21 protein-coding genes and 2 riboswitches are annotated in these 24,827 nt (G+C 69.5%); of the genes, 4 read left to right on the top strand and 17 right to left on the bottom strand.

Annotated elements, in window-relative coordinates:
* The first annotated feature begins 139 nt into the window (after positions 1 to 139).
* Both ACQPYH_RS18005 and ACQPYH_RS18000 read left to right on the top strand, forming a co-directional pair.
* Complete coding sequence (locus ACQPYH_RS18005; RefSeq protein ID WP_432892706.1) at positions 140 to 1,420, top strand: sensor histidine kinase; 1,281 nt, start codon at positions 140 to 142, stop codon at positions 1,418 to 1,420.
* Between the two features lies 1 nt (position 1,421).
* Complete coding sequence (locus tag ACQPYH_RS18000) at positions 1,422 to 2,072, top strand: response regulator (RefSeq protein ID WP_432892704.1); 651 nt, start codon at positions 1,422 to 1,424, stop codon at positions 2,070 to 2,072.
* Here the strand turns inward: ACQPYH_RS18000 and ACQPYH_RS17995 are convergent.
* Positions 2,069 to 2,617 (bottom strand): MarR family winged helix-turn-helix transcriptional regulator, encoded by a 549-nt coding sequence (locus ACQPYH_RS17995; RefSeq protein WP_432892702.1) that lies wholly within the window; start codon positions 2,615 to 2,617, stop codon positions 2,069 to 2,071. The two genes, ACQPYH_RS18000 and ACQPYH_RS17995, sit on opposite strands and share 4 nt — an antisense overlap.
* A 125-nt stretch (positions 2,618 to 2,742) precedes the next feature.
* Here ACQPYH_RS17995 and ACQPYH_RS17990 point away from each other — a divergent pair, with 125 nt between their 5' ends.
* Positions 2,743 to 3,411 carry an FMN-dependent NADH-azoreductase gene (locus ACQPYH_RS17990; RefSeq protein WP_432892700.1) on the top strand — a complete coding sequence of 223 codons (669 nt, stop codon included), beginning with the start codon at positions 2,743 to 2,745 and terminating at the stop codon, positions 3,409 to 3,411.
* Positions 3,412 to 3,453: 42 nt separating this feature from the next.
* Here the strand turns inward: ACQPYH_RS17990 and ACQPYH_RS17985 are convergent, their stop codons facing one another.
* From ACQPYH_RS17985 to cobN, 13 genes are all read right to left on the bottom strand, one after another.
* A complete protein-coding gene (locus tag ACQPYH_RS17985) occupies positions 3,454 to 4,284 on the bottom strand; it encodes a putative RNA methyltransferase (protein ID WP_432892698.1) in 831 nt (276 codons plus the stop codon).
* 5 nt (positions 4,285 to 4,289) lie between these two features.
* Entirely contained in the window at positions 4,290 to 5,159 is an 870-nt protein-coding gene (locus ACQPYH_RS17980; RefSeq protein WP_432892696.1) for an ABC transporter permease, read from the bottom strand.
* Positions 5,146 to 6,081 carry an ATP-binding cassette domain-containing protein gene (locus tag ACQPYH_RS17975; RefSeq protein WP_432892694.1) on the bottom strand — a complete coding sequence of 312 codons (936 nt, stop codon included), beginning with the start codon at positions 6,079 to 6,081 and terminating at the stop codon, positions 5,146 to 5,148. The genes ACQPYH_RS17980 and ACQPYH_RS17975 overlap by 14 nt, the downstream gene beginning before the upstream one ends.
* 8 nt (positions 6,082 to 6,089) lie before the next feature.
* Positions 6,090 to 7,217, bottom strand: coding sequence for a LolA family protein (locus ACQPYH_RS17970; protein WP_432892692.1), 1,128 nt, complete (start codon positions 7,215 to 7,217; stop codon positions 6,090 to 6,092).
* A 111-nt stretch (positions 7,218 to 7,328) separates the two neighbouring features.
* Positions 7,329 to 7,931 carry a hypothetical protein gene (locus ACQPYH_RS17965; RefSeq protein ID WP_432892690.1) on the bottom strand — a complete coding sequence of 201 codons (603 nt, stop codon included), beginning with the start codon at positions 7,929 to 7,931 and terminating at the stop codon, positions 7,329 to 7,331.
* Positions 7,928 to 9,280, bottom strand: a complete 1,353-nt coding sequence (gene bluB, locus ACQPYH_RS17960; protein ID WP_432892688.1) for a 5,6-dimethylbenzimidazole synthase — start codon at positions 9,278 to 9,280, stop codon at positions 7,928 to 7,930. The genes ACQPYH_RS17965 and bluB overlap by 4 nt, the downstream gene beginning before the upstream one ends.
* On the bottom strand, positions 9,277 to 10,734 hold the full coding sequence (locus ACQPYH_RS17955) for a cobyrinate a,c-diamide synthase (RefSeq protein ID WP_432892686.1): 1,458 nt from the start codon (positions 10,732 to 10,734) through the stop codon (positions 9,277 to 9,279). The genes bluB and ACQPYH_RS17955 overlap by 4 nt, the downstream gene beginning before the upstream one ends.
* Positions 10,731 to 11,345, bottom strand: coding sequence for a cob(I)yrinic acid a,c-diamide adenosyltransferase (gene cobO, locus ACQPYH_RS17950; protein WP_432892684.1), 615 nt, complete (start codon positions 11,343 to 11,345; stop codon positions 10,731 to 10,733). The genes ACQPYH_RS17955 and cobO overlap by 4 nt, the downstream gene beginning before the upstream one ends.
* 1 nt (position 11,346) lies before the next feature.
* Complete coding sequence (locus ACQPYH_RS17945; protein ID WP_432892682.1) at positions 11,347 to 13,500, bottom strand: magnesium chelatase subunit D family protein; 2,154 nt, start codon at positions 13,498 to 13,500, stop codon at positions 11,347 to 11,349.
* A gap of 88 nt (positions 13,501 to 13,588) precedes the next feature.
* A riboswitch (cobalamin riboswitch) is annotated at positions 13,589 to 13,670 on the bottom strand.
* A gap of 85 nt (positions 13,671 to 13,755) precedes the next feature.
* Positions 13,756 to 15,123, bottom strand: coding sequence for a hypothetical protein (locus tag ACQPYH_RS17940; RefSeq protein ID WP_432892680.1), 1,368 nt, complete (start codon positions 15,121 to 15,123; stop codon positions 13,756 to 13,758).
* Between the two features lie 65 nt (positions 15,124 to 15,188).
* A complete protein-coding gene (locus ACQPYH_RS17935) occupies positions 15,189 to 16,052 on the bottom strand; it encodes an alpha/beta fold hydrolase (RefSeq protein WP_432892678.1) in 864 nt (287 codons plus the stop codon).
* Entirely contained in the window at positions 16,049 to 16,813 is a 765-nt protein-coding gene (gene surE / locus ACQPYH_RS17930; protein ID WP_432892676.1) for a 5'/3'-nucleotidase SurE, read from the bottom strand. Before surE ends, ACQPYH_RS17935 begins: the two co-directional genes overlap by 4 nt.
* 12 nt (positions 16,814 to 16,825) lie before the next feature.
* Positions 16,826 to 20,518: a cobaltochelatase subunit CobN gene (gene cobN, locus ACQPYH_RS17925; RefSeq protein WP_432892674.1), complete on the bottom strand. Its 3,693-nt coding sequence runs from the start codon at positions 20,516 to 20,518 to the stop codon at positions 16,826 to 16,828.
* 33 nt (positions 20,519 to 20,551) lie between these two features.
* Positions 20,552 to 20,675: riboswitch (cobalamin riboswitch) on the bottom strand.
* A gap of 191 nt (positions 20,676 to 20,866) precedes the next feature.
* On the opposite strand from cobN, the gene ACQPYH_RS17920 reads away from it, so the two are divergent.
* Positions 20,867 to 22,132: a vanadium-dependent haloperoxidase gene (locus tag ACQPYH_RS17920; RefSeq protein WP_432892672.1), complete on the top strand. Its 1,266-nt coding sequence runs from the start codon at positions 20,867 to 20,869 to the stop codon at positions 22,130 to 22,132.
* Between the two features lies 1 nt (position 22,133).
* Here ACQPYH_RS17920 and ACQPYH_RS17915 read toward each other — a convergent pair whose 3' ends face one another.
* From ACQPYH_RS17915 to ACQPYH_RS17905, 3 genes are read right to left on the bottom strand one after another with little or no spacing between them, the layout of a single operon-like run.
* A complete protein-coding gene (locus ACQPYH_RS17915; RefSeq protein ID WP_432892670.1) occupies positions 22,134 to 23,102 on the bottom strand; it encodes a DUF3500 domain-containing protein in 969 nt (322 codons plus the stop codon).
* The gene (locus ACQPYH_RS17910; protein ID WP_432892668.1) at positions 23,093 to 23,773 is read right to left on the bottom strand and encodes a histidine phosphatase family protein; all 681 of its coding nucleotides are present in this window, start codon (positions 23,771 to 23,773) and stop codon (positions 23,093 to 23,095) included. Before ACQPYH_RS17910 ends, ACQPYH_RS17915 begins: the two co-directional genes overlap by 10 nt.
* Positions 23,764 to 24,699: a cobalamin biosynthesis protein gene (locus tag ACQPYH_RS17905; RefSeq protein WP_432892666.1), complete on the bottom strand. Its 936-nt coding sequence runs from the start codon at positions 24,697 to 24,699 to the stop codon at positions 23,764 to 23,766. The genes ACQPYH_RS17910 and ACQPYH_RS17905 overlap by 10 nt, the downstream gene beginning before the upstream one ends.
* Positions 24,700 to 24,827: the final 128 nt, after the last annotated feature.

The following is a 24,827-nucleotide window of genomic DNA, read 5'->3' as shown; positions in this document are numbered from 1 at the left end:
GGGCCGTGCAGCGTCAAATTTGCGTAAACCCTCAACTTCTTGGTGAGGCATGCCACTTCCGGGTACGGGACGCAGGGGTTTCCCCGCACTCACTCCGCCGAGGGAGGTGACACCGGCCCGGCTTTGACACGATGGAGCTGTGAAAGCAGTAGCACACGCGATCGGGAGCCTGTGGCGTACGTCGACGTACCTGCGCTGGGTGTACCTGCTGCTCGGCTCGGCGCTGGTGCTGGCGTTCATCCTGGTCGACAGCGCGCTCGGCGCGGTGGTCACCGACCTCGGCCTGCCGAAAGTTGCCACCGGCATCATCTGGGTGCTGATGGGACTGGTGCCGCCGGTCGTGCTCGGCCTGTTGCCCGCGGTCCGCGAGGTGGAGGGCATCGCGGTCGAGTCGCTGCTCGCGGTGCGGTTCGACGAGCGGCCGCTCGGTCCGGCCCGGACCTGGCCGCAGCGCCGGCGGACCGTCGCCTGGTTCTGCCTGCACCTGGTCGCCGGCGGAGTGATCGGGATCCTCAGCACGATCGTGTTCGGCGTCGGCGCGATCTGGCTGGCCGCGCCGTTCCGCTCGGCCGGATCGCGCGACATCGTGCCCGGCTGGTCGTACGACATCCGCGGCGACTGGACCGACCTCTGGATGCCGGCGGCAGCGATCGGCAGTCTCGCCGGACTGTTCCTGCTGTCGGCCGCGGTCGGCGCACTGCTGGCGTACCTCGCGCCGCGCGTCCTCGGACCGACCGCGGCGGAGCGGATCGAGCTGCTCGAGCAACAGACCGCAACGCTTGCCGAGCGCAACCGTCTGGCCCGCGAACTGCACGACAGCGTCGGGCACGCCCTCAGCCTCGTCACCATCCAGGCCGCAGCAGCGCGCCGAGTGCTTGCCAGCGACCCCGACTTCGCCGAGAACGCACTGGCCGCGATGGAGACCTCCGCCCGGGCAGCACTCGCGGATCTCGACCACGTGCTCGGCCTGCTGCGCGACGACCGTCGGCAGGGCTCCCGGACCACGCCGCAGGCCACGCTCGGCGGTCTGGACCGTCTCGTCGAGGCCACCCGAGCCGGCGGCATCACGATCGAGGTCGACCGGTCAGGCGATCTGGACCAGCTACCGGCCGCGGTCTCCCGAGAGGCGTACCGAATCGTGCAGGAAGGCCTGACGAACGCGATCCGGCATGCCGGTCGTCCGGCCGGTGAGCTGGCCGTGGACCTGTCGATCCGGTTGGACACTTCCGGACTGCGGCTCGCGGTCACCAATCCGATGAACGGCAAGTCCGATCAGTCCGGAGGCGGCCGCGGCCTGGCCGGCATCCGTGAAAGAGTCGCCGTACTGCGCGGCACCGTTGACGCCGGCCCGGTCGCGGAGACCGAGGGGCAGACCTGGCGCCTCGCGGTCCGGTTGCCGGTCAGCATGACGAAGGGATGACATGAACCTGTCGGTGGTCGTGGTCGACGACGAGCCGCTGATCCGGAGCGGGCTGCGCGCGATCATCAACGCCGAGCCCGACCTCACGGTGGTCGGCGAGGCCGGTGACGGCGCGGAGGTCCTGCCGCTGGTTCGTCGTACCGGGGCCGACGTCGTACTGATGGATGTCCGGATGCCTGCGGTCGACGGCATCCAGGCGACCCGGCTGCTGCTGGAGAACCTCGACCCGGCGCCGCGCGTACTGGTCGTCACCACGTTCGAGAACGACGACTACGTGTACGACGCTTTGCGCGCCGGCGCGTCCGGGTTCCTGCTGAAGCGCACTCCCCCGGACGACATCATCGCGGCGATCCGGACCGTCGCGCGGAGCGAGTCGCTGCTGTTCCCGGAGGCGATCCGGGCGTTGGCGCTGGCCCATGTCGGACCGCAGACGCCGAGCGGTCTGGACGAGTACCAGCTGACCGAGCGGGAGCAGGAGGTGCTTCGGTTGATGGCGCGTGGTCTGTCGAACGCCGAGATCGCCACGGAGCTCATCCTCGGGCTGCAGACGGTCAAGACCCACGTCGCCAACGTGCTGTCGAAGCTCAACGCGCGAGACCGCACCCAGGCGGTCATCCGCGCCTACGAGTCAGGCTTCGTGCCGCTGCACTAGGTGCTGGCGGGGTCGTCCGCTTCGGCCAGCGAGCACGCGTTGTGCAGCGGGTCGATCGCGTTGGCCTTCATCGCCACGCGCTGTAGAAGCATCCGGAAGCTGGCGCGCTCCGACTCCTCGAGGATGCCCAGCACCTCCTCCTCGGTGCTGCGCAGGCGGCGCTCCAGGTCGCACAGAGCCTCGACGCCCTCGTCGGTCGGGGCGATCAGCCGCGCGCGACGGTCGGCCGGGTCGGGCCGGCGCTGCACGAGCCCCGCCTTCTCCAGGTCGTCGAGCAGATAGGTCATCACGGTCCGGTCGACGCCGAGCTGGGCGGCCAGGTCGAGCTGCCGCTTCGGGCCCTCGGAGTTCGTCGTCGCGAGCACCTGGTAGCCGCGCGGGCCGCCGGGAAGACCCTCGAGCGCTGCCGCGGACGCCTTGGCGTACCGCCGGAAGACGACGCCCAGCGCCCAGCCGAGGTCGGCCTCCACCGGCGCGGCGCTGGCGCCCGACGGCTCAACCCCACGGATTGCCCGGGTCGCGACCTCAGGCGAAGTACTGGACATGTCCCCATCGTACGTGGTGTACGCCACCCGGAATACGATCTGACTTGAATATGTTCTGCTCAACAGATTATCTTCGATACAGCTCAACACGAGCACGCCCCCTCAACTCGATGGAGACAGAACCTATGAGCACCCTGCTACGCGTCGACGCCAGCATCCGGCTGGACGGTTCGGTGTCCCGCGCGCTGGCGGACAGCGCCGAGGCCGCCTGGAAGGCGGAGCACCCGGACGGTGTCGTGGTACGGCGGGACCTCGGACAGCACCCGCTGCCCGCGACCGTGTGGCCGACGCTGGCCGCCGCCCAGGTGGGTCAGGAGCCGGTCGCCGACTCCGACCGGATGCCGCTCGCCGAGGCGCAGGCGATCGCCGCCGACCTCGCGGCCGAGGCCCGGAACGCCGACGCGATCCTGCTCGCCGTACCGCTCTACAACTACGGCATCGCGCAGAACGTGAAGACCTGGATCGACCTGCTGCTGATGGACCGGGACCTCGCCTTCGGCTCCCGGCCGCTCGCCGGCCGGCCCGCGATCTTCGCCATCGCCCGTGGCGGCGGCTACGCCCCGGGTACGCCGAAGCACGGCTGGGACCACGCCACGCCGTACCTCGAGCGCGTCTTCGCCGACCTGTTCGGCATGAACATCCGCACCGCGGCCGCCGAGCTCACCCTGGCCCCGGTCACCCCGGGGATGGAGGAGCTGATCGACGCCTCCAAGGTCTCGGAGTCCGAGGCGCACGTCGAGGCCGAGAACCACGGCACCGTCGTCGGCCGCGAACTGATCGGCCACGCGGCCTGATCAACCGCTGATGCGGTCAGTGGTGCCGAGCTCGAGCCGGCATCACCGCGGCCGCCAGGTCGAGAGCGTGACCGACAAGGTCGCGATCGCAGGCTCCCGCAGTACGGCGATCTGCTGCAGGAGCTCGCGGTAGTTCACGTGCCGCGCGCTCGGCGTCATCAGCACCAACTGCTCCACGGCCGTCTTGTCGAGCCGCATCGTCTCCTCGACGACCTCACTACCGACCCGGTCGAACTCCCCCGCCAGCGACTCCTGCAGCCGCCGTTCCTTCTCCTGGTCCACGCTGACCATCCCGAGCACGTGGACCAGTTCGGCGAGATGTTGCTGGTTCGGTGTGACGACGAGCAGGCGGCCGTCCGGCGCCAGGACCCGGGCCATCTCCGCTGCGTTGCGCGGCGCGAACACGTTCAGCATCAGCTGGGCGGCCCCGTCGACGAGCGGCAGTTCCTGCCACGCGTCGCACACCACGGACGCGATCCGTGGATCCACTTTCGCCGCGCGCCGGGCGGCGAACTTCGACACGTCCAGGGCGATCCCACGACGTTGCGGACCGAGGCCGAGGACTCCGGCCAGGTAGTAGCCGGTGCCTGCGCCGACCTCCACGACCAGGTCTTCCTCGCCGAGCCCGGACGCCAGGATCAGCGCGTCCCGGATTGCCGCGTAATGCCCGGTGCCGAGGAAGACCGTGCGGGCGCCGACCATCGCGGCCGAATCGCCCTCGATGCCGTTCGATGCCGCAGGCAACAGATTCAGGTAGCCCTGCTTCGCCAGGTCGTACGAATGCCCGCGCGGACACCGCGCCGTACGGTCGGCCAGCAGCAGCCCGTCGGCACAGACCGGGCAGCGCAGCGCGGTGACGAGATCGGCTCTCACTCGGCCTAGGTTATGTCGCGGCTCGTGATCCGTGCCCAGGCGGCGGTGTAGAACACGGCGACGTACCCGGCCTGCAGGAGCAGGTTGCGGCCGATGTCGTGCCAGTACGGCGGGTCGCGGAGCACGTCGGCGAACGACTGCCAGCGGTACATCAGCAACCACGGGTGGATCGCGTGCAGCTGCGGGATCGCGGTCATGATCCCGAGCACGATGAACGTGCCGAACGTCGCCGCCATCGCCGCCAGCGGGGTCGAGGTCAGCGACGAGACGAACAGGCCGATCGCGGCCAGCCCGAGCAATGACAGCGAGATCACCAGTGCGATCGCGAGTGCCCGGAGAAGCCCTTCGCCGAGGGAAACGGTCGAGCCGGAGAGCAGGAGTACGTCGCCGACCGGGAACAGGATGAAGCCGACGATCAGCCCGGAGACCCAGATCGTCATCGTCGCGACCAGGCAGAAGACCGTGAGCGCGACCATCTTGGCAGCGAGCAGCCGGGACCGGCCGGCCGGTGCCGTCAGCAGGTTGCGCAGCGTGCCGAGACTGGCCTCGCCGGCCAGCGACTCCCCCGAGATGACAGTCACCGCAGTCGGCAGGAAGAACGGCAGCGACAGGCCGAGGCTGGCGACGATCAGGAACAGTCCGTTGCCGGCGACCTGGCCGATGAACCCCTCGGTGCCCCCGTCGTTCCCGGAGAGCTTGATCGCGATCCCGATGAGCAGCGGGACCGCGGCCAGCACCCCCAGACCCACCTGCGTCCGGGCGCGGCCGAAGACCAGCCTGAGCTCGGAGATGAACAGCGCCACAGCGTGCCGTCCGGCACTCGGCCTGATGGCAGTGACCTCCGTGACCTCTGCGGTCGCTTCACTCGGCGACATCGAAGCCCTCCCCGGTGAGTGCCACGAACGTGTCCTCCAGGCTCGGGCGTTCCAGCCCGAAGCCGTGGATGCGTACGTCGGCCGCGACCAGCGCAGCCGCGAACTTCTCGATCGGCAGCTCGCCGGGATCGCCCTCGACGGTCTCCTCGGTCGTCTTCAGCTCGGTCACGCCCAGACCTTGGAGCGTGTCGGCTGCGGCGCCGAGGTCCGGCGTACGCACGACCAGTCGTGGGCGGAGCTCGGCACGGAGATCTGCCACCGTGGACTGCCTGAGCAGCTTGCCGCGATTCATGATCGCGGCGTGCGTGCAGACCTGCTCGACCTCGGCGAGCAGGTGGGTGGACGTGAAGACCGTCGTCCCGTCACTGGCCAGGTCGCGGATCAGATGCCGGACCTCGCGGGTGCCCTGCGGGTCGAGACCGTTGGTCGGCTCGTCCAGCACGAGCAGCTCGCGCCGTTGCATCAGAGCGACCGCGATCGCGAGCCGCTGGCGCATACCCAACGAGTACGCGCGGACCTTCTTACCGGCCGCGTTCGAGAGACCGACGCGCTCCAGCGCCTCGCCGGCCCGGGCCTTGCGGGTCTTCGGGTCGGCGGTGCGGTCGGCTGCGTCGAAGCGGAGCAGGTTCGCCTGGCCGGTCCAGAACGGGTAGAACGCCGGCCCTTCGACCAGCGCGCCGACCCGCGGGAGGACCCGCAGGTGTGCCTTCGGCATCGGCTCGCCGAGCAGCTCGACCTCGCCGGAGGTCGGCGCGATCAGGCCGAGCAGCATCCGGATCGTCGTCGTCTTCCCCGACCCGTTCGGGCCGAGGAAGCCGTACACACTCCCGGCCGGCACCTCGAGGTCGACCGCGTCCACCGCCACCTGCCCGCCGTGGAAACGCTTGGTCAGCCCGCGGGTGACGACCGGAGCGCTCGCCATGTCGGTGTTCAGCGGGGGGCCTTCGCTGCGGCGGCCTGCAGCGTGTCCGGGGTGACCAGGCCGACGAAGACCCTGCCGTCGTCGGTGATCAGCGCACTCACCATCTTGGTGGTCAGCACCTTGCCCTTGCCCCACGAGCCCTGCACGGTCGGAGCCTTCCCCAGCAGTTGGGCGAGCGGACCGGCCGCCGGGTTCGACGCCAGGCCGGCGGTGTTGGCTCCGCGGATCATCGCGACGCTGTCCCAGCCTGTGCCGATGATGGTCGGCTTGTCCGCCTGCGCCGCTCCGGGCTTGGCCGGCTTGACCGGCTTGACGAGCTCCGGCGGGACGCTGCGCGGGTGCTCGCGGGTGGCCGGCGCCTTCTGGTCGGTGACCTTCACGCCCTTCGGCGGGGTGAAGGTGAAGGAACTCGCCGACGGTACGTCGAACGACACCGAGGTGAAGCCGAGCTCGACCGCCGGGTCGTTGCCGGTCCGCGGCATCACGGTCACGTCCAGCGGGACCCAGGTCTTCGAGTCGATCGCCAGGGTCACCGAACCGACGGTGGTCTTGTCGGTCTTCGGCACCAGGCGAAGCTTGTAGGCGTCGCGGCCGGCGACCTTCTCGGTGCCGCTGACCTGGACAGCCGTCGTCGGGTCGATCGCGTCGAGGAACTGCTTGGCGACCGCCTGCGGGTCGTAGGACTCCGGCAGGGCCTTCTCAGGCTTTGTGGTCTTGTGCGCCGGCAGTGTCAGCTTCGTGGCCTCACGCTTGGACGAGTCATACGCCCACGCCGACTTGCCGTCGGTGGTCCAGAGCTGCTCGGCCTGGTTGTCGATCAGTGAGACCTTGGCCTTGTCCGGGCTGGCGAACGCGACTCGCGCGGTGTGCTGTCCGCCGAGCAGGTCGGTGAGCTCGCGGCTGCCGGGCGCCATTCCGGGGATCGAGGGCAGGCCGAGGTCGGCGTTCGAGCGGACCGTGCCGCTCAGGCCGTCCACCTTCGCGGTCTGCACCTTGGCCAGCAGATCCTGCGCGGTGATGGTCGGCAGCTTCGGAGACGCATCCGCGACCACTGGCCCGAGTGCCCCCACACCTGCCACCACCGCGACCGTCGTCACCGGAACCAACCACCGTCGACTGCGCTGTGCTACGCCCATGAATACAGCCTCGCATCCGGTGCGATGGGAACCAAGTGCTCTCCGTGGTCTCAGGGTAGGTTCACCCGAAAGAGTGAGTCCGGCGTACGACCCAGGTCGTACGCCGACGACTCAGCGTGACTGCAGCGCGTCCAGGGCGACCGTCATCGCCGCCGCGACGCGGAAGTCCAGGCGCTGATCCTGGACGGTGATCCGGTAGCGATCCCGAACCGAGATCCTCCGCTCCACCGACAACACCGGCTGACCGGAGCCGGCCGCGGTGAAGTCGAAGTGGAAGATGAACGGCAGCGGGATCTCGCCGACGAACGGCACGAACTCCCACACCCTGCGGACGATCGCGATCGTCGGGTTCCGCTCGGTGCCGCTCGAGTCCACGCCGGGAGCACTCAGCTGCCAGCTGGACCGGAGCAGGCTCTTGCCGAACTCCTTCTTGAACCAGCCGATCGTCTGCCCGTTCGCATCGAACACGTCGTACCCGGAACCCAGGTCGATCGTCTTGCGGGCCTTGAACGAGAACACCGGCTGGGTCTTGGTGTCGTCGGTGTAGAACGTCACCTGCTCCTTGAACGCCATCCGCTTCTGCTGCGCGAACGCCAGCAGCGTGCCGTCACTTCCGTCCGGGTTGGTGGCGATCAACTCGTACTTGTTCGCCATCAGCGTCACCCGCTGCTTCATCGAGAACGCGGGCACATACATGGGCGGTTCGGCTGTCATGCGGAGGAGTGTGTCAGACCACAGGCCGACGCACCGACCTTCAGCCCGCGAGCCAATGCCTCGGCGCGCTCCGAGGATTCGTCGATCTGTACGACGAGTTGGCCGATGCCTTGGAGGGCCAGGTCGCGGGCGATCTCGACACCGAACTCGACGGCCTCTGCAGGCGTCCGCGCGGGCCTCCACAACACGCCGAAGTCGGCTCTTGGCTTTTCGTCTCGAAGGTCAATGACCAGTGCATCTGCCTCACGCAGATCTGTGGTGTCACCGCCCACGACCACCCGTACGCGTTGTCCGGTCGCCGGTACTGCGTTCTGCCCGGCGTAGATGGCGTCGTCGACGATCGACGCGTCGCGGCGGCCCCATTCCTCGTGGTGGATCGCCCACTCGAGCGGCCGGCGCTTCGCCCATCCCGAACGCACCAGCTCCGGTGCGGCGGCGAACTCCTCGACGTACCCGATGCAGAGGTAACCGACGAGCTCGATGTGTGCGGGCAGATCGAGGACATTAGCGACCTCGGCCGGTTCGAAGAACGAGACCCAGCCGACGCCCAGTCCTTCGGCGCGGGCGGCCAGCCAGAGGTTCTGGATCGCGATCGCGGCGGAGAACCAGGTCGTCCGCGGATCCGCGTGCCGCCCGAGTACGTGCCGTCCGCCGCGGCCGGGGTCGCAAGTCACCGCGATGTTGACCGGGGTGTCGAGGATCGCCTCGATCTTCAGCCCGTCGAACTTCGCCCGGCGGTCGTCCGGGAGGGATGCGGCGAACGCGTCGCGCTGCGCGGTGGCGAGGTCGTGCACCTTCCGCCGGGTCGCGCGGTCTCGGATCACCAGGAAGTCCCACGGCTGGCTCAGTCCGACACTCGGCGCTCGGTGTGCTGCTTCGAGGACTCTGGTGAGGAGGTCGTTGTCGATCGGGAGGTTCAGGAAACCTCGTCGTACGTCGCGGCGCTCGGCGATCACGCGGCGGACGACGTCGCGGTCCGCCGGTCGGTAGCCGGGTGCGGGGAGACGGCCGACGGCTGCGGTCGCGTTGGCGGAGCGGCGTTTGGGGACGAGGAGTTCGGCGCCGGCGGCTAGGACAGCGGCTTCGGCGACGCTCGGCGTACCTGCCAGGTGTTCGACGTGCTGGCTCGGGTTGGGCGCCGGCTGCTCGGCCAACTCGGCGGGCGAGATGGCTCGGAGTTCGGCGTTCAGGTCGTCGGCGAGACGGTGCAGTTGGGCTTCTTTGGTGGTGACTGTGACGATCAGTTGCACCGTGCCTGGGCCGGCTTCCTCCAGCGCGCTGTCCACCAGGGCGCGGAGTTCGGCGTACGGCGTGTTTGCTCGGAGGCCTACTCCTATGACGAGGTTCATCGTTTCCGGGCGGCTTTCACGAGACGAGCTGCGACCTCGGGGGTGGCCGTCCAGTGGAGGTGCAGGTACGACGCGTGGACGTGCGGGCGTGCGACGCCTTCTGTGCCGGTCGGGAGGTGCCAGGCCGGGGGTACGTCGGCGTCGAGGTCGACCGTGGTGCGGTGGAACTCGTGGCCGCGCACGCGTCGCCCTTCGTCGAAGAAGTCTGTGCTGGTCGCGGCGATGGCGGTTCGGTAGCCGAGCGTGAGGCGGCTGGTCATGCGGCCGGTGGCCGGGAGTACGCCGGTCATCGGGTGGCCGTCGAGTTCGCGGCAGAGGTAGAGGAGGCCGGCGCACTCGGCGATCACGGGAAGGCCGGCGGCTACTTCGGCGGCGACCTGTTCGCGGAGCTTGGTGTTGGCCGACAGCGCCTCTGCGTGCAGCTCCGGGAAGCCACCACCGAGGTAGAGGGCAGAGGTTGCCTCCGGCAACGTGTCGGTCAGTGGGTCGAAGGTCACAACCTCGGCGCCTGCGGCCGTGAGGAGCTCCGTGGTCTCCGTGTAACGGAAGGAGAAGACAGGCCCACCTGCAACCGCAACCACTGGGCGCCGGACCCGCGGCGGGTGGCCGGGCTGGCCCGGCTCACCGGGCTCACCGGGCTCACCGGGCTCAGCGGGCTCAGCGGGCTCAGCGGGAGCTCCGGGGCCGGTCGACCTGGCGCTCGGCGCCTTGAGGCTGGCGAGCTCGTTGATCGGGTCCCAAGGGGTCGCCGTGTGGCGCGTGGCGGCTCGGGCTGCGGTTACGAAGGCTTCTAGATCTACGCCTTGGTGGACCAGCTCGGCGGCGGCTTCTACTGCTTGTTCGGCCTGTTCGCGTTGTTCCGCGGCGGGCACGAGGCCCAGGTGCCGGCTGGGGACGGTCAGGCGAGGGTCCCGGCGAAGGACACCCAGGACGGGTACGCCGGTCGGCGCGATGCCTGCGCGTACTTCGGTCTCGTGGCGGTCCGAGCCGACCTTGTTGAGGATCACCCCGACGATCCGTACTTCGGTGTCGAAGGCAACGAAACCTTGGACGACGGCGCCGACGCTCCGGCCCGCGGCGGATGCGTCCACCACGAGGACGACCGGTGCCTTCAGCAACTTCGCGACGTGGGCCGTCGACGAGAAACCTTCCGTGCCCAGCGCACCGTCGTACAGGCCCATCACGCCCTCGACCACGGCGAGGTCCGCACCTTCGGACCCGTGCGCGAACAGCGGCTCGACGCGCTCCTCCCCCGACAGCATCGGGTCAAGGTTGCGCCCCGGCCGCCCGGTCGCGACGGCGTGGAACCCGGGGTCGATGTAGTCCGGCCCGACCTTGAACCCGGCAACGACGTGCCCGGCCTGCCGCAACGCCGCCATCAGCCCGACCGCGACCGTCGTCTTGCCGGCGCCGGAGGACGGAGCCGCGACCACCACCCGCGGGATCAGGCTCACCACTCGATGCCCTTCTGACCCTTCTGACCGGCGTCCATCGGGTGCTTGAGCTTGGTCATCTGGGCGGCGAGGTCGGCGGCCTCGAGGAGATTCGGATGGGCGTCGCGGCCGGTGATCACGACGTGCTGATGACCGGGCCGGTTGACGAGCGTCTCGACGACCTCGTCCACGTCGACCCAGCCCCACTTCATCGGGTAGGTGAACTCGTCCAGGACGTACAGGTCATGCGTCTCGGCGGCCAGCCTGCGTTGGATCTCGCGCCAGCCTTCGAGTGCGTCGGCGGCGTGGTCCTCCTCGCTGCCGGCCTTGCGCGACCAGCTCCAGCCCTCGCCCATCTTGTGCCACTCGACCGGGCCACCCTCGCCAGTTGCCTCATGCAACTGACCGAGCGCCTTGAACGCGCCCTCCTCGCCGACCTTCCACTTGGCGCTCTTGACGAACTGGAACACGCCGATGTTCCAGCCCTGGTTCCACGCCCGCAACGCCATCCCGAACGCGGCGGTCGACTTGCCCTTCATCTCGCCGGTGTGCACCATCAGCAGCGGACGGTTGCGGCGCTGGCGCGTAGTCAGGCCGTCCTCGGGTACGGCGACCGGCTGCCCCTTCGGCATCTCAGGCCACCTTCCGCTCGGTCACCGTCCGGACAAGGTTGCCAGCAGCAACGTCTCCGAGGTCGAGGTATTCCGCGCCGAGGTCGGCCGCGAGCTCCCCCGCCAGACCCAGCCGCACGCCGCGGTGGGGCTCGCAGTCGACGACCACGGTGGCGATCCCGCGCTCGGCCAACCAGCCGGCGGACTGTCGCGCGCGGGCGAATGCGTTGTCGCCGTGGGTGGCGCGGCCGTCCGTCACGAGTACGAGGAGCGGTCGGCGGCGCGGGTCCCGGATCGCGGCGATGCGCAGTACCTCTGCCACTTGCAGCAGGCCCTCGGCGAGCGGCGTACGTCCACCGGTCGGGAGGGATTCAAGTCGCCGTACGGCGGTCTCGACACTTCCCGTCGGCGGGAGCGCGACCGTCGCGGCGGCGCCGGCGAACGTGACGAGGCCGACGGTGTCGCGCCGCTGGTACGCGTCGAGCAGCAGCGAGACGATCGCGGTCTTCACCTCGCCCATCCGCTTCTTCGTCCCCATCGATCCGGACGCGTCGACGCAGAACAGCACGAGGTTCCCTTCGCGCCCTTCCCGTACGGCGAGGCGCACGTCGGACGGCCGTACTGCGAGCCCCGGACCAGATCGTCCACGGGCACGCTGGTACGGCGCGGCGCTGCGCATCGTCCCCAACAGGTGCACCCGCCCCGACTCCCGCCCAACCCGAGCCCGGTCCCCCACCACTCGCCCAACCTCAGTAATCGCCCGAGATCGCCGCCCCGCAACCCCAGCCCCCGCCCCCTGCACACTCAACAACCGAGCCTTATAAGGCGCCGAACTCCCAACTACTTCGCCGACCGGCGCCACTCCGTCAGAGTCGGCATCCGCCGACACATCGCCCGCCGAGCCGGGCCTGCGGCCGGCCGATCCAGCGACGTCGCGCTCGGGCGACGGAGCTCGGTCGTTGGGACAACCATCCGCCGGACCCCGGTAGGCCGAGTCGCCCCAGTCGCCGGCGGACGGCTCGCCCGCCGGCCCGGCGTCATCCGCGCCGCTCGCGTCATCCGTACCGCTCGCGGCGTCCGCACCGCTGGGTGCAGGCCCATCCGACCCGCCCGGTCCGCCAGGACCGGGCGGGTCGTCGTCCGGGTCCTCAGGCGGGGTGCTGTTGTTGATTGCTTCTTCGAGCTGCTGGTCGTCGAGGCCCGGGGCGTCGAACGGGTTGCGGCGCTTGCGGTGTGGGAGGGCGAGTTTGGCGGCCGCTCGAACGTCCTCCACCTCGACGACGGTGCGGCCGGACCAGGCCGCGTGGGCGACCGCCGTACGCGCGGTGACCAGGTCGGCGCGCATCCCGTCGACGTCGAACGACGCGCAGATCTCCGCGATCTGCCGGAGCGCCGCGTCGGTCAAGATCACCTCGGTGAGCAGGTCGCGCGCCTTCACGATCCGCTCGGCAAGCTCGCGCTGGCGCCCGTCGTACCGCGCGATGAAGGCAGGAGGATCCGCCTCGTACCCGAGTCGCGCCCGCATCACCTCGACCCGCACGGCAGGATCCCGGCTGGCAACCACATCCACGGTCAGACCGAATCGGTCGAGCAACTGCGGCCGCAGTTCGCCTTCTTCCGGGTTCATCGTCCCGACGAGCACAAACCGGGCCGGGTGCGTCACCGATACCCCGTCACGCTCGACCGTCGCACGCCCCATCGCGGCAGCATCAAGCAGTACGTCGACCAGGTGGTCGTGCAGCAGGTTGACCTCATCGACGTACAGCAGCCCCCGATGTGCAGCAGCCAGCAGACCAGGCTCGTACGCCGTGACACCCTCCGCGAGCGCTTTCTCCAGGTGCAGCGACCCGAGCACGCGATCCTCGGTCGCCCCCACCGGCAACTCCACCAACCGCGCCGCCCGGACAGTCCCCTCACCCGTATGCGGCCCATCAGGACAATCCGCATCCGGCCGATCGGGGTCACACGAGAAGCGGCACCCGGGTACGACGTCCACCGGCGGCAGGATCTCGGTCAGCGCCCGGACCGCGGTCGACTTCGCCGTACCCTTCTCGCCCCGGATCAGCACCCCGCCGATCGCGGGCGAGATCGCGGCCAGGATCAGCGCGAGCTGAAGGTCCTCCATCCCGACCACAGCGGTGAACGGAAACCCGGTGGAAGCTGAAGCAGACCGCATCGGCGGTGGATCCCTTCGTCGAGCGGGTATCCACGCCCGCCACGCCTGGTACACCGGCCCACATCGCGACCCGGCGGACGACCGCGGATGTCCTGGCTTCCGGGCAACTTCACCCGGTCACAGTGGCGGGACCGCCCCGGACTCCCGGCCGAAGCCGGTCACCGGTGTTCCTCCACACTCGTCGCGCCGATCATGGCACACCCGGCCCGCCCCGCCAGCGACCAGGCTCACACGCCGCCGGCGGGACCGCGCTGACTACATGGGACGCGCGGCGTTCCAGAGGTAGGTGTCGAGGCCGGAGGTGCCGCCGCCAGGGGCCAACTGTTTGTCGTCGGAGTCGAAGGCGACGTGTTGGCCGTCTGTGGAGATGGCTGGGCCTACGCTGCCCCAGCGGCCGCCGAAGGGGTCGGTCTGGTCCTGCGCCTTGGTGATCCAGACCAGTGCGCCGGTCTTGCGGTCGCGGCGGAAGACGTCGCTCAGGTCGCCGGTGTCCGCGGCCGTCAGACGGCCGGGTGTTCCGAAGGTCACGTACCTTCCGTCGGCGGAGACGCCGCTGCGGAAGACCGGCCCGACCGCGGTCGACGGCCGGCCTTGCGCGTCGGCCGACATGAGCTCCAGCCTGTTCGTCCGCAGGTCACGCAGCCAGACGTTCGGGATCGAGTCGATGCCGATCCCGAGCCAGCTGACCAGGGTGAAGGACAGATACCGGCCGTCGCTGGAAAAGGTGGGATAGATGCTCTCGACGCTGAAGGCCCGTGAGTCGAACGGCACACCGATCGACTCCGCACGTGTCGTCTTCGCAGCGCGGTCGCGGACGTAGAGCAGGGTGTCGGAGTGAGGCGGCGGCGGAGGCACCGGCTCCAGCTGGGCCGGTGTCACGAACGCCACGCGGCGTCCGTCGCCGGAGATCGCCGGTGAGCTCGAGTACACGTCGAGCTGCTGCCCGTCAGCCGTCACCGAGACCCGTTCAGTCCGCCGCGTCACGAGGTCGCGAACGAAGACATCCTGCGTGTTGTTGGTGTCACCAACGACGAGATTGGTAGCACTCGACGTGAACGCCACATGCCGCCCGTCAGCCGAGATCTCCGGCTCCCACGAGTCCAGATCCGCCTGCCCGTTCAGCCCGACGGAGACCCGCGTCGTGCGCCCGGTCCTCAGGTCGCGCAGGAAGATATCGCCGCCGCCATTCGTGTCACCCGGCACCAGATTCGTCGCGCACGAGTTGAAGACGACGTACCGCCCATCAGCCGAGATCGACCCCTCCCGACTCTCCCCGTTCCCCTGCACACCACCCGCGCCAACTGACACCCGCGTCGTACGCCGGGTCACCACATCCCGCACAAACACATCCCGCTGCCCATTCGTGTCACCCGCCACCAGATCATCGGCGTACGACGAGAACACGACATACCGCCCATGAGCCGACACCCCCAGCCCTTTCTCGGTCCCCGAGTACGACGATCCGTCCCCGCCAATCGCGGCCGGCGTGACCGACACCAACTGGATGGAGTCGCTCCGCTGCGCAGCCGCCGGGACATTGACGGCTCCCCCCACAACCGCAGCGACAGCAACCACTGCGAGAACAGTTCGAATCGGCCTCGGGATCGAGCTGGCAGCTTCCATGGTGGCCCCCTTAGGACACCAACTGAGATGCGCCGAAACCCCCCGAAGTTATCCCCCGAAGACGGTCAAACGCTTGTCTCCAGGACGAAGGAGCGGACCAACTCGGCGTACCGGGCAGGCTCTTCGAAGTGGGGGAAGTGGCCGGAGTGCGTGAAGGTGGCGACGCGGGGGTTTGGGGCGTTGTGGCGGTAGGCTTGGACCGAGGTGGGGTCGGTAGCCAGGTCGTTGATGCCCTCGATGAGGAGGGTTGGCTGGGTGATGTCGGCGAGGCGGGCGAGCTTCGACGAGTAGAGCTCCGGGAGGGTGGTCAGGTGGCTGTTGCCGTAGGCCCACATCTCGTCGGAGAAGCCGGCCTCTTCGCCCAGGCGGATGAAGTCGGGGCGGCGGGACGGTTCGTGGAAGGACAGGTCCTGGAAGCGGTCGCCGAGGGCGAACGCGAGCTCGTAGGTCTTGTCGTCCGCGGTCAACCGGCGCGGGAGTGCGGCTAGGGCACGGCACCTGGCCGCACGCTCGGTATCACCTAGCTCGTCGAAGAGGCGAGCGAAGATCGGCAGCCGGTGGCGGTCGTTGGCGTCGAAGTCCCAGCAGGGGCAGTCGAAGATGACCGCGCTCACGGCCGCGGGGTGCCGGATCGCGTACTCGACGGCGTAGTTGCCGCCGGCCGAGTGCCCGAGGATCGCCCAGCGCTCGATCCCGAGGTCCGCACGCAGTTCCTCGAAATCTGCCAGGAGTACGTCGAGGTTGACCGGCTCGCCGGGCGGCAACGGGCCGGACCGGAGGACGCCGCGCTGGTCCGGCGCGATCAGCCGCAGGTCCTCGGCGAGGAGATCGGCCTGGCACCGCTGGTAGTGGTAGCCGCCACCGTGCCCGTGGATGAACAGCAGCGGCGGCGCGTCGACCTCGCCGTACGAGGCGACGAACAGCTTCACCGCAGGCGCTTTGCCAGGGCTGTGGCGGCGGTGTCGTCTTTTACTTCGCGGATGCCGACGATCGGGGTGACGGTGACGAAGCCGGCTGCAAGGAGGGCCTCGTCGGAGTCGGGGAGCGGGTTGGCGAGTGGGGGTTCGAGTTCGATCATCGGCTCGCCGGTCGGGGCGGTCGCGCCGACGATGCGGGAGCGCTTGATCGGGGCCAGGGAGGCGTGCCGTACACCGGACAGCTGGTCGAGCGGGCGGTCGGGGACGTTGATGGTCAGCACCGTCCCGGCCGGCTCGTCGACGATCCAGCCGAGGGCCTCGCCAGCGATCGTCGCGGCGGTCGGCCAGTGTCCCGGGTCCTCGGAGTCGATGCTCACGGCAACCGCCGACGTACCCTGCCCGGCCGCCGTCAGCGCCGCGGCCACCGTCCCGGAGTGGAAGATCGGTACGCCGATGTTGTGCCCGCGATTGATCCCGGACAGCACCAGGTCCGGAGCCCGCCCGAACGCCCCGACGTTGGCCAGCGTCACCGCGAGCGCCGGCGTCCCCTCGATCCCGGTGAACGTGACGCCGTTCTCGACGTCGGACTCGGTCCGGATCGGCCGTCCGACCATCCCGGCCCGTGCGGAGCCGACACCGCTCTCGTCGAGCAACGGCGCGACCACGACCACGTCGTACCCGAGCTCGGCGATCGCCGGCGCGAGCGCCCGGATCCCCGGTGCGAGATAGCCGTCGTCGTTGGTGATCAGGACTCGTAGCTGCTCAGCGGGCATGCCTCCACCCAATCAGCCGCGATCCTCGATGTCACCCTCCGTCTCAAGTACTGCGCTCCGCAGCGTCTCCAGCGCCTCGGCCGACGGCTCCGCCCACAGCCCGCGCTGAGCCGCCTCCAGCAGGCGTTCCGCGATGCCGTGCCGCGCCCACGGGTTCGACTTGCGGAAGAACTCCGCCATCTCCGGGTCCTTGACGTACTCCGTTGTCAGCGTCTCGTACATCCAGTCGTCGACGACGCCCGCGGTCGCGTCGTACCCGAAGAGGTAGTCGACGGTCGCCGCCATCTCGAACGCGCCCTTGTACCCGTGCCGCCGCATCGCGGACATCCACCGCGGGTTCACCACCCGGGCCCGGAAGACCCGCTTCGCTTCTTCCTCGAGCGTCCGGGTCTTCACCTGCGCGGGTACGGCGGAGTCGCCGACGTACGCCTTCGGGTTGGAGCCGGTGAGGTGGCGGACCATCGCGATCATGCCGCCGTGATACTGGAAGTAGTCGTCGGAGTCCATGATGTCGTGCTCACGGGTGTCCGCGTTCTTCGCCGCGACCTGGATCCGGGCGTACGCGCGTTCCATCGAACCGCGAGCCTCCGCGCCGTCGAGGTCCTTGCCGTACGCGTACCCGCCCCAGACGGCGTACACCTCGGCCAGCTCGGCATCGGTGCGCCAGTTGCGCGCGTCGACGAGCGGCAGCAGCCCGGCGCCGTACGAGCCGGGCTTGGAGCCGAAGACGCGGGCGGTCGACTGCCTAACTTCGTTGCCCGCAGCAACGTCCGCGTCGACATGGGCCTTGAGGAAGTTGTCCTCGGGCGACTCGTCGAGGGCGGCGACGGTACGCACGGCCTCGTCGAGCAGCGTGACCACATGCGGGAACGCGTCCCGGAAGAAGCCGGAGATCCGGATCGTCACATCGATCCGCGGCCGGCCGAGCTCCTCCAGCCCGACCACCTCGAAGCTCGTCACCCGCCGTGACGCCTCGTCCCACACCGGGCGGCACCCGAGCAGCCACAGCACCTCGGCAAGGTCATCACCCTGCGTACGCATCGCCGACGTACCCCAGATCGTCAACCCGACCGACCGCGGATACTCCCCCGTCTCGGCCTGGTGCCTCGCGAGCAGCGAGTCAGCGAGCGCGACGCCGACGTCCCAAGCGTTCCGGCTCGGGATCGCCTTCGGATCGACGGCGTAGAAGTTGCGTCCCGTCGGCAGGACGTTGACGAGCCCACGAGTCGGCGACCCCGACGGACCTGCCTCCACGAACCGCCCGTCGAGCGCCCGCAGCACGTTCGCCACCTCATCACCTGTGCGTGCAAGGCGCGGCACAACCTCCTCAGCGGCGAACGTCAACGACTGCGCCACGTCTGCAGAGTCCCGGGCCAGCACCTCGGCAACCACGACCGGGACCTTCGTCGGATCCCAGCTCATCGTCTCCATCCCGACCACAAGCTTCCGCGCCACCGCCTCGAGCAGGTCGACACCGTCGGCGCCGCTCACCGCCGGCAGGTCGGCAAGCGTCGCCAGATCGGCGAGGTCAGCGGCCGCACCCGGGTTGGCCAGCAGCTCGGCTTCATCCACCCCGAAGGCCGATCCCAGCGCGGTCCGCAGCCCCGGGATCGAGTACGAACCACCCCACAACTGCCGCGCCCGCAGGATCGCGAGCACCAAGTTCACCCGCGCCTCACCCGCAGGTGCCCCGCCAAGGATGTGCAGCCCGTCCCGGATCTGCACGTCCTTGATCTCGCACAGATATCCGTCGAGATGCAGCACGAACTCGTCGAAGTCGTCGTCCTGAGGACGCTCGTCAGTGTGCAGATCGTGGTGCAGCTGCGCCGCCTGGATCAACGTCCAGATCTGCGCGCGCAGCGTCGGCACCTTCTCCGGATCCAGCGCGGACACGGTCGCGTACTCGTCCAGCAAGTACTCCAGCTTCGCCATGTCGCCGTACGTCTCGGCCCGCGCCATCGGCGGCACCAGGTGGTCGACGACCGTCGCGTGCGCCCGCCGCTTCGCCTGCGTGCCCTCCCCCGGGTCGTTGACGATGAACGGATAGACCATCGGCAAGTTCCCGAGCACCGCGTCCGGCGCGCTGTCGGCCGCCATCCCGATTCCCTTGCCCGGCAGCCATTCCAGCGTCCCGTGCTTCCCCAGATGTACGACGGCCTGCGCGCCGAATCCGCCCTCATCCCGCGACGCCTCCAGCCAGCGGTACGCCGCCAGGTAATGGTGCGACGGTGCCATGTCGGGATCGTGGTAGATCGCGACCGGGTTCTCGCCGAAGCCCCGTGGCGGCTGGATCATCAGCACGACATTCCCGAACCGCAAGGCGGCCAGCGCGATCGCCGGCTCGTCGCCCGAGGTGTCGACGTACAACTCGCCGGGCGCCTCGCCCCAGGCGTCGATCATTGCCGCCTGCAACGACTCGGGAGTGCGACCGAACCAGGTGGCGTAGGTGGACAGCGGGACCTTGGCGACAGCGTTGGCCAGCTGCTCGTCGGTCAGCCAGTCGACGTCGTGCCCGCCGGTCGCGATCAAGCGATGAATCAGCCCGTCGGCCCCGTCCGCGCCCTGCAACTCACTGAGGTCGAGCCCGCCCAGGTCGTACCCGGCCGCTTCCAGCTGACCGAGCAGGACAACAGCCGACGCAGGCGTATCCAGACCGACCGCGTTCCCGATCCGCGCATGCTTCGTCGGGTACGACGACAACACCAGCGCGATCCGCTTCTCCGCCGCCGGCACGTGCCGCAGCCGGGCATGCGCCACCGCGATCCCGGCCAGCCGCGCACACCGCTCGACGTCCGGCACGTAGCGCGCCAGCCCGTCGGCGTCGTACGACTTGAACGAGAACGGGATTGTGATCAGCCGCCCGTCGAACTCCGGGATCGCCACCTGCGTCGCCGCATCCAGCGGACTGATCGCAGCGTCACTCTCCACCCACTGCTCGCGAGTCGACGTCAGCGCGAGCCCTTGGATCAACGGGATGTCGAGCGACGCCAGCGCGCCGGCGTCCCACGCATCGTCCGCACCACCTGCACTGGCGTTCGCCGCCACCGCCCCGCCCGCCGCGAGCAGCGTCGTCACGAGTACGTCGCACTTACGCAGCAGCTCGAACAGCCCGACGTTCTCGGCCGGGTCGAGCCCGCGCAGCGTGCCGCAGTACACCGGAAGAGGTTGAGCTCCCGCCTCGACGACTGCCTCTGCGAGCGCGTCGACGAACGCTGTGTTGCCCGAGATCTCGTGCGCGCGGTAGTACACGATCCCGACGACGGGTCGCTCGTCCTCGACGTACGTACCCCGTAGTCCGTACGCCGGGAGTGCGCGCGGCGGCTCGAACTCGTCGCCGGTCAGCAGCAGCGTGTCCCGCAGGAAGCCGGCCAGGTTGCGGAGGTTGTCCGCGCCACCCTCGCGCAGGTACGCGAGCGCCTCTGTGACCGCACCGGCGGGCACGGTCGACAACGACATCAGCTCGGCGTCGGGCGCTGCCTCACCGCTGACCACGACAGCCGGCTTGCCGGACGCGAGGACCGCGTCGAGCCCCTCTTCCCACGCCCGGCGACCGCCGAGGAGCCGGACGACGACGATCTCGGCGGTGTCGAGCAGCGGTCCGAGCTCGGCGAGCTCGAGGCGGGCAGGGTTCGCGACCTTCCAGCCGGCGTCCGCCTCGGCGGCCGCGAGCAGGTCGGTGTCGGCGGTGGAGAGCAAAAGGAGCACGAAGGCGTTCCTTCCCCGGGGTATCCACGCCCCGAACGGAGGTACGACGGCGGCAGTTCCTGACTCCCCTTACGGGTCACAGTGGCGGGACCGCCCCGGACTCACACCGGGTTCCTGCTGATGCCGTCGATGACGATCGTGACTCTAGCTGACAGTCGCGGCGTACCGGGTGTGGAGTTCCTCCCACGCCAGGCACCGGTCCCGCCGCAGCGAGACCAACGTTTGATGCTTGACCGGGCCAGGGGGCGGTGTTAGCACGGAAGGAAGGGCTTGGACCCGCTGGCGCCCTCCTGCAGCGCACCCGTTGCTTCAGCGCAAGTCGCTCGACTTCGACTGAAGGAGATACCAGTGCGCATCACACTCCCGGCATTCTCGGCCGTCGTGGCTGCCGGACTCGCCGCCTCGGTCATCGCAGTTCCGCCGGCCACCGCGACCCAGCCCGCTGATCCCGCTGTCGTCATCACCTGGAACGCGATCGCGGCCCGGACCATTCTGACCGAGAACGCCACCCCAGTTCCCGTGTCCACGCTCTATTTCGGCTTCGTCTCGATCGCCGTGTACGACGCCGTGGTGACGATCGAGGGTCGTTACCAGCCGTACCTGCGGCAGCCTCGGGCTCGCGGCCGAGCGTCGACCGAGGCCGCAGCGGCGACGGCGGCGTACCGCGTGCTGAACTACTACTTCCCCACCTCGGCCCAGAACCTCGCCGCCGACTATGCAGCGTCGCTGGGCAGCATCCCCGACAGCAGGGCGAAGGATCGCGGGCAGGCCGTTGGCGAGGCCGCAGCGTCATCGCTGATCGCAGCACGAGCAAATGACGGGCGCGGTGCCAACATCACCCTCGACGTCACACCGGCACCGGGCGTGTGGCGCCCGACCCCGGACGCGTTCGCGCCGATGCTCGCTCCCTGGCTGGGATTCGTCCGGCCACTCGCCCTCAGATCTCCCAAGCAGGTCCGGCTCAGCGGTCCCGACCCGATCACCTCGAAGGCCTACGCCCGCGACTTCGCCGAGGTGAAGGCAATGGGCGCCAAGGACGGGACGTCCCGGACCGCAGCCCAGACCGAGACCGCCCTGTTCTGGAACGGGCCGGCGTCGGGGCAGTACAACGCGGCACTTCGCGAGCGCGTGTCCCGGAGTGGGATGGACATCGTCCGGACCGCACGGGCATTCGCTCTGCTCGGCACCAGTGAGGCCGACGCATTGATCGCCTGCTGGCGGGCGAAGTATGACTACGCGTTCTGGCGGCCGATTACCGCGATCCGGTTGGCGGACACCGACGGTAACCGCGCAACCGCACCTGATCCCGCCTGGACACCATTGGTCGCCACGCCGCCGTATCCCGAGTACACCAGCGGGCATGCCTGCCTCACCGGGGCCTCGACGGAGATCTTCAGCCGTCTCTTCGGTGCCCGTTCGATCGACCTGAACGTCTCTTCTCCGGTGACCTCGACGACCCGGCACTATGCCACAGCCACCGCGTTGGACACCGAGACGAAGAACGCCCGCATCTGGCTCGGGCTGCATTTCCGGCACGCAATGAACGACGGTAACCAGCTCGGGCACCGGGTCGCCACGTGGACCGCGAGCCACGAGTTCCTGCCTCGGTCCTGATTCAGCGGTGCATCCCGTAGTGGGCCGCCAGGAGGTCGGTGCCCCAGTCGTTGCGGAGGTCGCGCCAGACGGAGTGGATGTGGTTGGCGTTGTCCTGGGTGTTGTCGTACTCGGCCAGGAAGCTCGGGCCGGCGATCGAGTAGTAGTGCCGGTGCCCGATCCCCGGCTCGGTCTCCCCGGCCCACGCGAACGTCAGCTGCTCGATGCCGTGCTCGGTGATGTCCTGCCAGGTCTGCAGGCCGATCGGGCCGGCCGCGCGTCCGACGTACTGGCCGATGAGGAGGCTGAGGATCTGGCGCTGGTCCTCGTTCATGTCGCCGTACGACAGGCCGCGGTGCAGCAGCGACGCGTCGGCGACCGGGTCGTGGCGGGTCAGGATGTCGTCCGGCGCTTCGTCGGAGACCAGTGCTGTGGTCAGCTGGCCCGGCTCGAGCGCGTGCAGGAGCTGGAAGCCCAGGTCCTGCTCGGCGGCCAGGAAGCGTCGCCCGGCCTTCGGACCGCTGCGGACCTCGGCCGGGTTCGACCCGATGAACTGCGGGGTGAACGCGATCGCGCCTTCGACGAGCGTGACGTGCAGAGCGAGGTGGTGACCGTTGAGCCGCCACGCCCACGGGTCGGTCCCGTTCGGGTCGCCGAGCACCCGGAGGAAGTACCGGTCGCCGACGATCGAGCCCTCCCACTCCCCCGACGCCGGCAGGTCCGGCAGCCCGCGTACGACGACCTCCGCGTCGAGGACCGCCCAGATATCGGCCGCGCCCCGGTCGCTGCACCCGGTCGCGACCAGCCGCTCGACCAGCTTCTGCTGGGTCGGCGTGAGCTCGGTCAAGGCGAGTCCGGGCACCGCGCCCGGCAGATACGTCCATTGCTGGTGGTCCGGTGTGTCGAACGGAGCACGGATCTTCTCGAGCTGGGCCGGCGTGAGGCTCGCCAGCAGTTCGAGGACCGTGTCCCGCGTCTGCGCTACAACCATGCCGATCGCTCCCGTTCCGTCGGTTCGTAAGGCGTCCACTGCTCGAACGGCCGGTCCAGCTTGTACCGGAAATCGGGTTGCCGCAGCAGGACGCGTGTTTCCGCGTTGCCCGGATTGCGCAGCGACTCGAAGAACCGGACCGACCAGTGGAACCAGCGTGTGCAGAACAACCGCATCGTCAGCCCGTGCGAGACCAGCAGCACGTTCCGCGGCGCGTCCGGGTTCTCGAAGTCGCGGTGCATCGTCTCCAGGAACGTCGACACCCGGTCGTACACGTCGGCACCCGACTCGCCCTGCGTGAACCGGTAGAAGAAGTGCCCGAACGAGTCCCGCAGCTTCTCCTGCCGCTCGATGTCCGCGGTGTCCTGCAGGTTGGCCCAGTCCTGCTCGCGCAGCCGCGGCTCCTCGCGCGGCATCTCGATCAGGTCATCCAGCCCGAGCGACTCGAGGGTCTGCCGGGCGCGCAGGTACGGCGAGACGTACACGCGAACCGGCTCGTTCTCGAACAGCTCCCGCAGGTCTTTGCCCGCCTTCACCGCCTGCTCGTGCCCGTGCGGCGTCAGCGGTACGGCGTGATCTGGGATCCGCTCGTAGACCGTCTTGTCCAGATTCGCCTCGGACTCGCCATGCCGGATCAGAACAATCCGCGCCGGCCGATGACTCAACCCCATCGCTTTCCCTTCCGCATGGCGGTCATGGCGGTCATGGCGGCTACGGCTGCCGCAGCCACCCCGACCCGGCGGGCCAGCGCGGCCGTCCTCCGGACGTCAGCGACCGTCGGCGCGGGCCCGTCGCCCAGCGTGCCACGGTCTTCCTGGTAGCTGCCGTAGTCGTTGGTTCCGCCGAGCGTGAGGCCGAGCGCACCGGCGAAGGCCGCCTCGACGGGGCCGGCGTTCGGACTTGGATGCTTGGCGGCGTCGCGCATCCAGACAGCTGTCGCCTCGCGCGGCCGCCCGGCGGCGAGCCCGGTGAGGAGCGCGCAGACCCGCGCCGGCACCAGGTTCAGTACGTCGTCCAAGCGCGCCGCCGCCCATCCGAAGTTCTGGTACTTCGGCGACCTGTAGCCGACCATCGCGTCCAGGGTGTTCGCCGCTCGGTAGCCGAGGAGGCCTGGGATACCGAGGACTCCGCCCCAGATGAGCGGTGCGACGCAGGCGTCCGAGGTGTTCTCGGCGATCGACTCCACCGTTGCGCGGGCCAGCTCGTCCGCCTCCAGGTCGGTGGCGTCGCGGGCACACAGATGGCCGAGGCGGTCACGGGCGGCCGGGATGTCCTTGTCCTCGAGAAGCGCAGCCATCGTCTCCGCTTCGCGTTCGAGGCTGCGCGCACCCAGCACGGTCCAGGTCGCGGCGGCGGTGGCTGCTGCGTGGAGGATCGGATGGTTGCGGGTCACTCGCTCGACTGCGAGGCCCAGCGCGGTGGTGGTGCCGACGAGGATCGTGGTGTGCGCAGCGCCGGCCGCGCGCGAGTCGGCGTACAGCTGTCGCTCGAGGCGGGCCGCGGTCTGGCCAAAGCCGGCGACCGGGTGGAGGCGGCGCGGATCGCCGAGCATCCGGTCGGCGGCGAAGCCGAGAATGATCCCCAGCGCCCTCGTCACTCCCGGATCGGTCCGCCGAGCACCACGTCGCTGCGCGACACGCCTTGACTGACGCGGGGCTCCGTCTCCTCCCCCGCCCCGAGCGGAGCGAGGGGCGGTGTTCGTGGGGCGCACCCTCAGCAGTCTGC

This window comes from Kribbella sp. CA-245084 (genome assembly GCF_050942355.1).
Classification (GTDB): Bacteria; Actinomycetota; Actinomycetes; order Propionibacteriales; family Kribbellaceae; genus Kribbella.
Note: the sequence above shows the minus strand (reverse complement) of the source record. Positions and strands in the feature narration are given on the sequence as shown.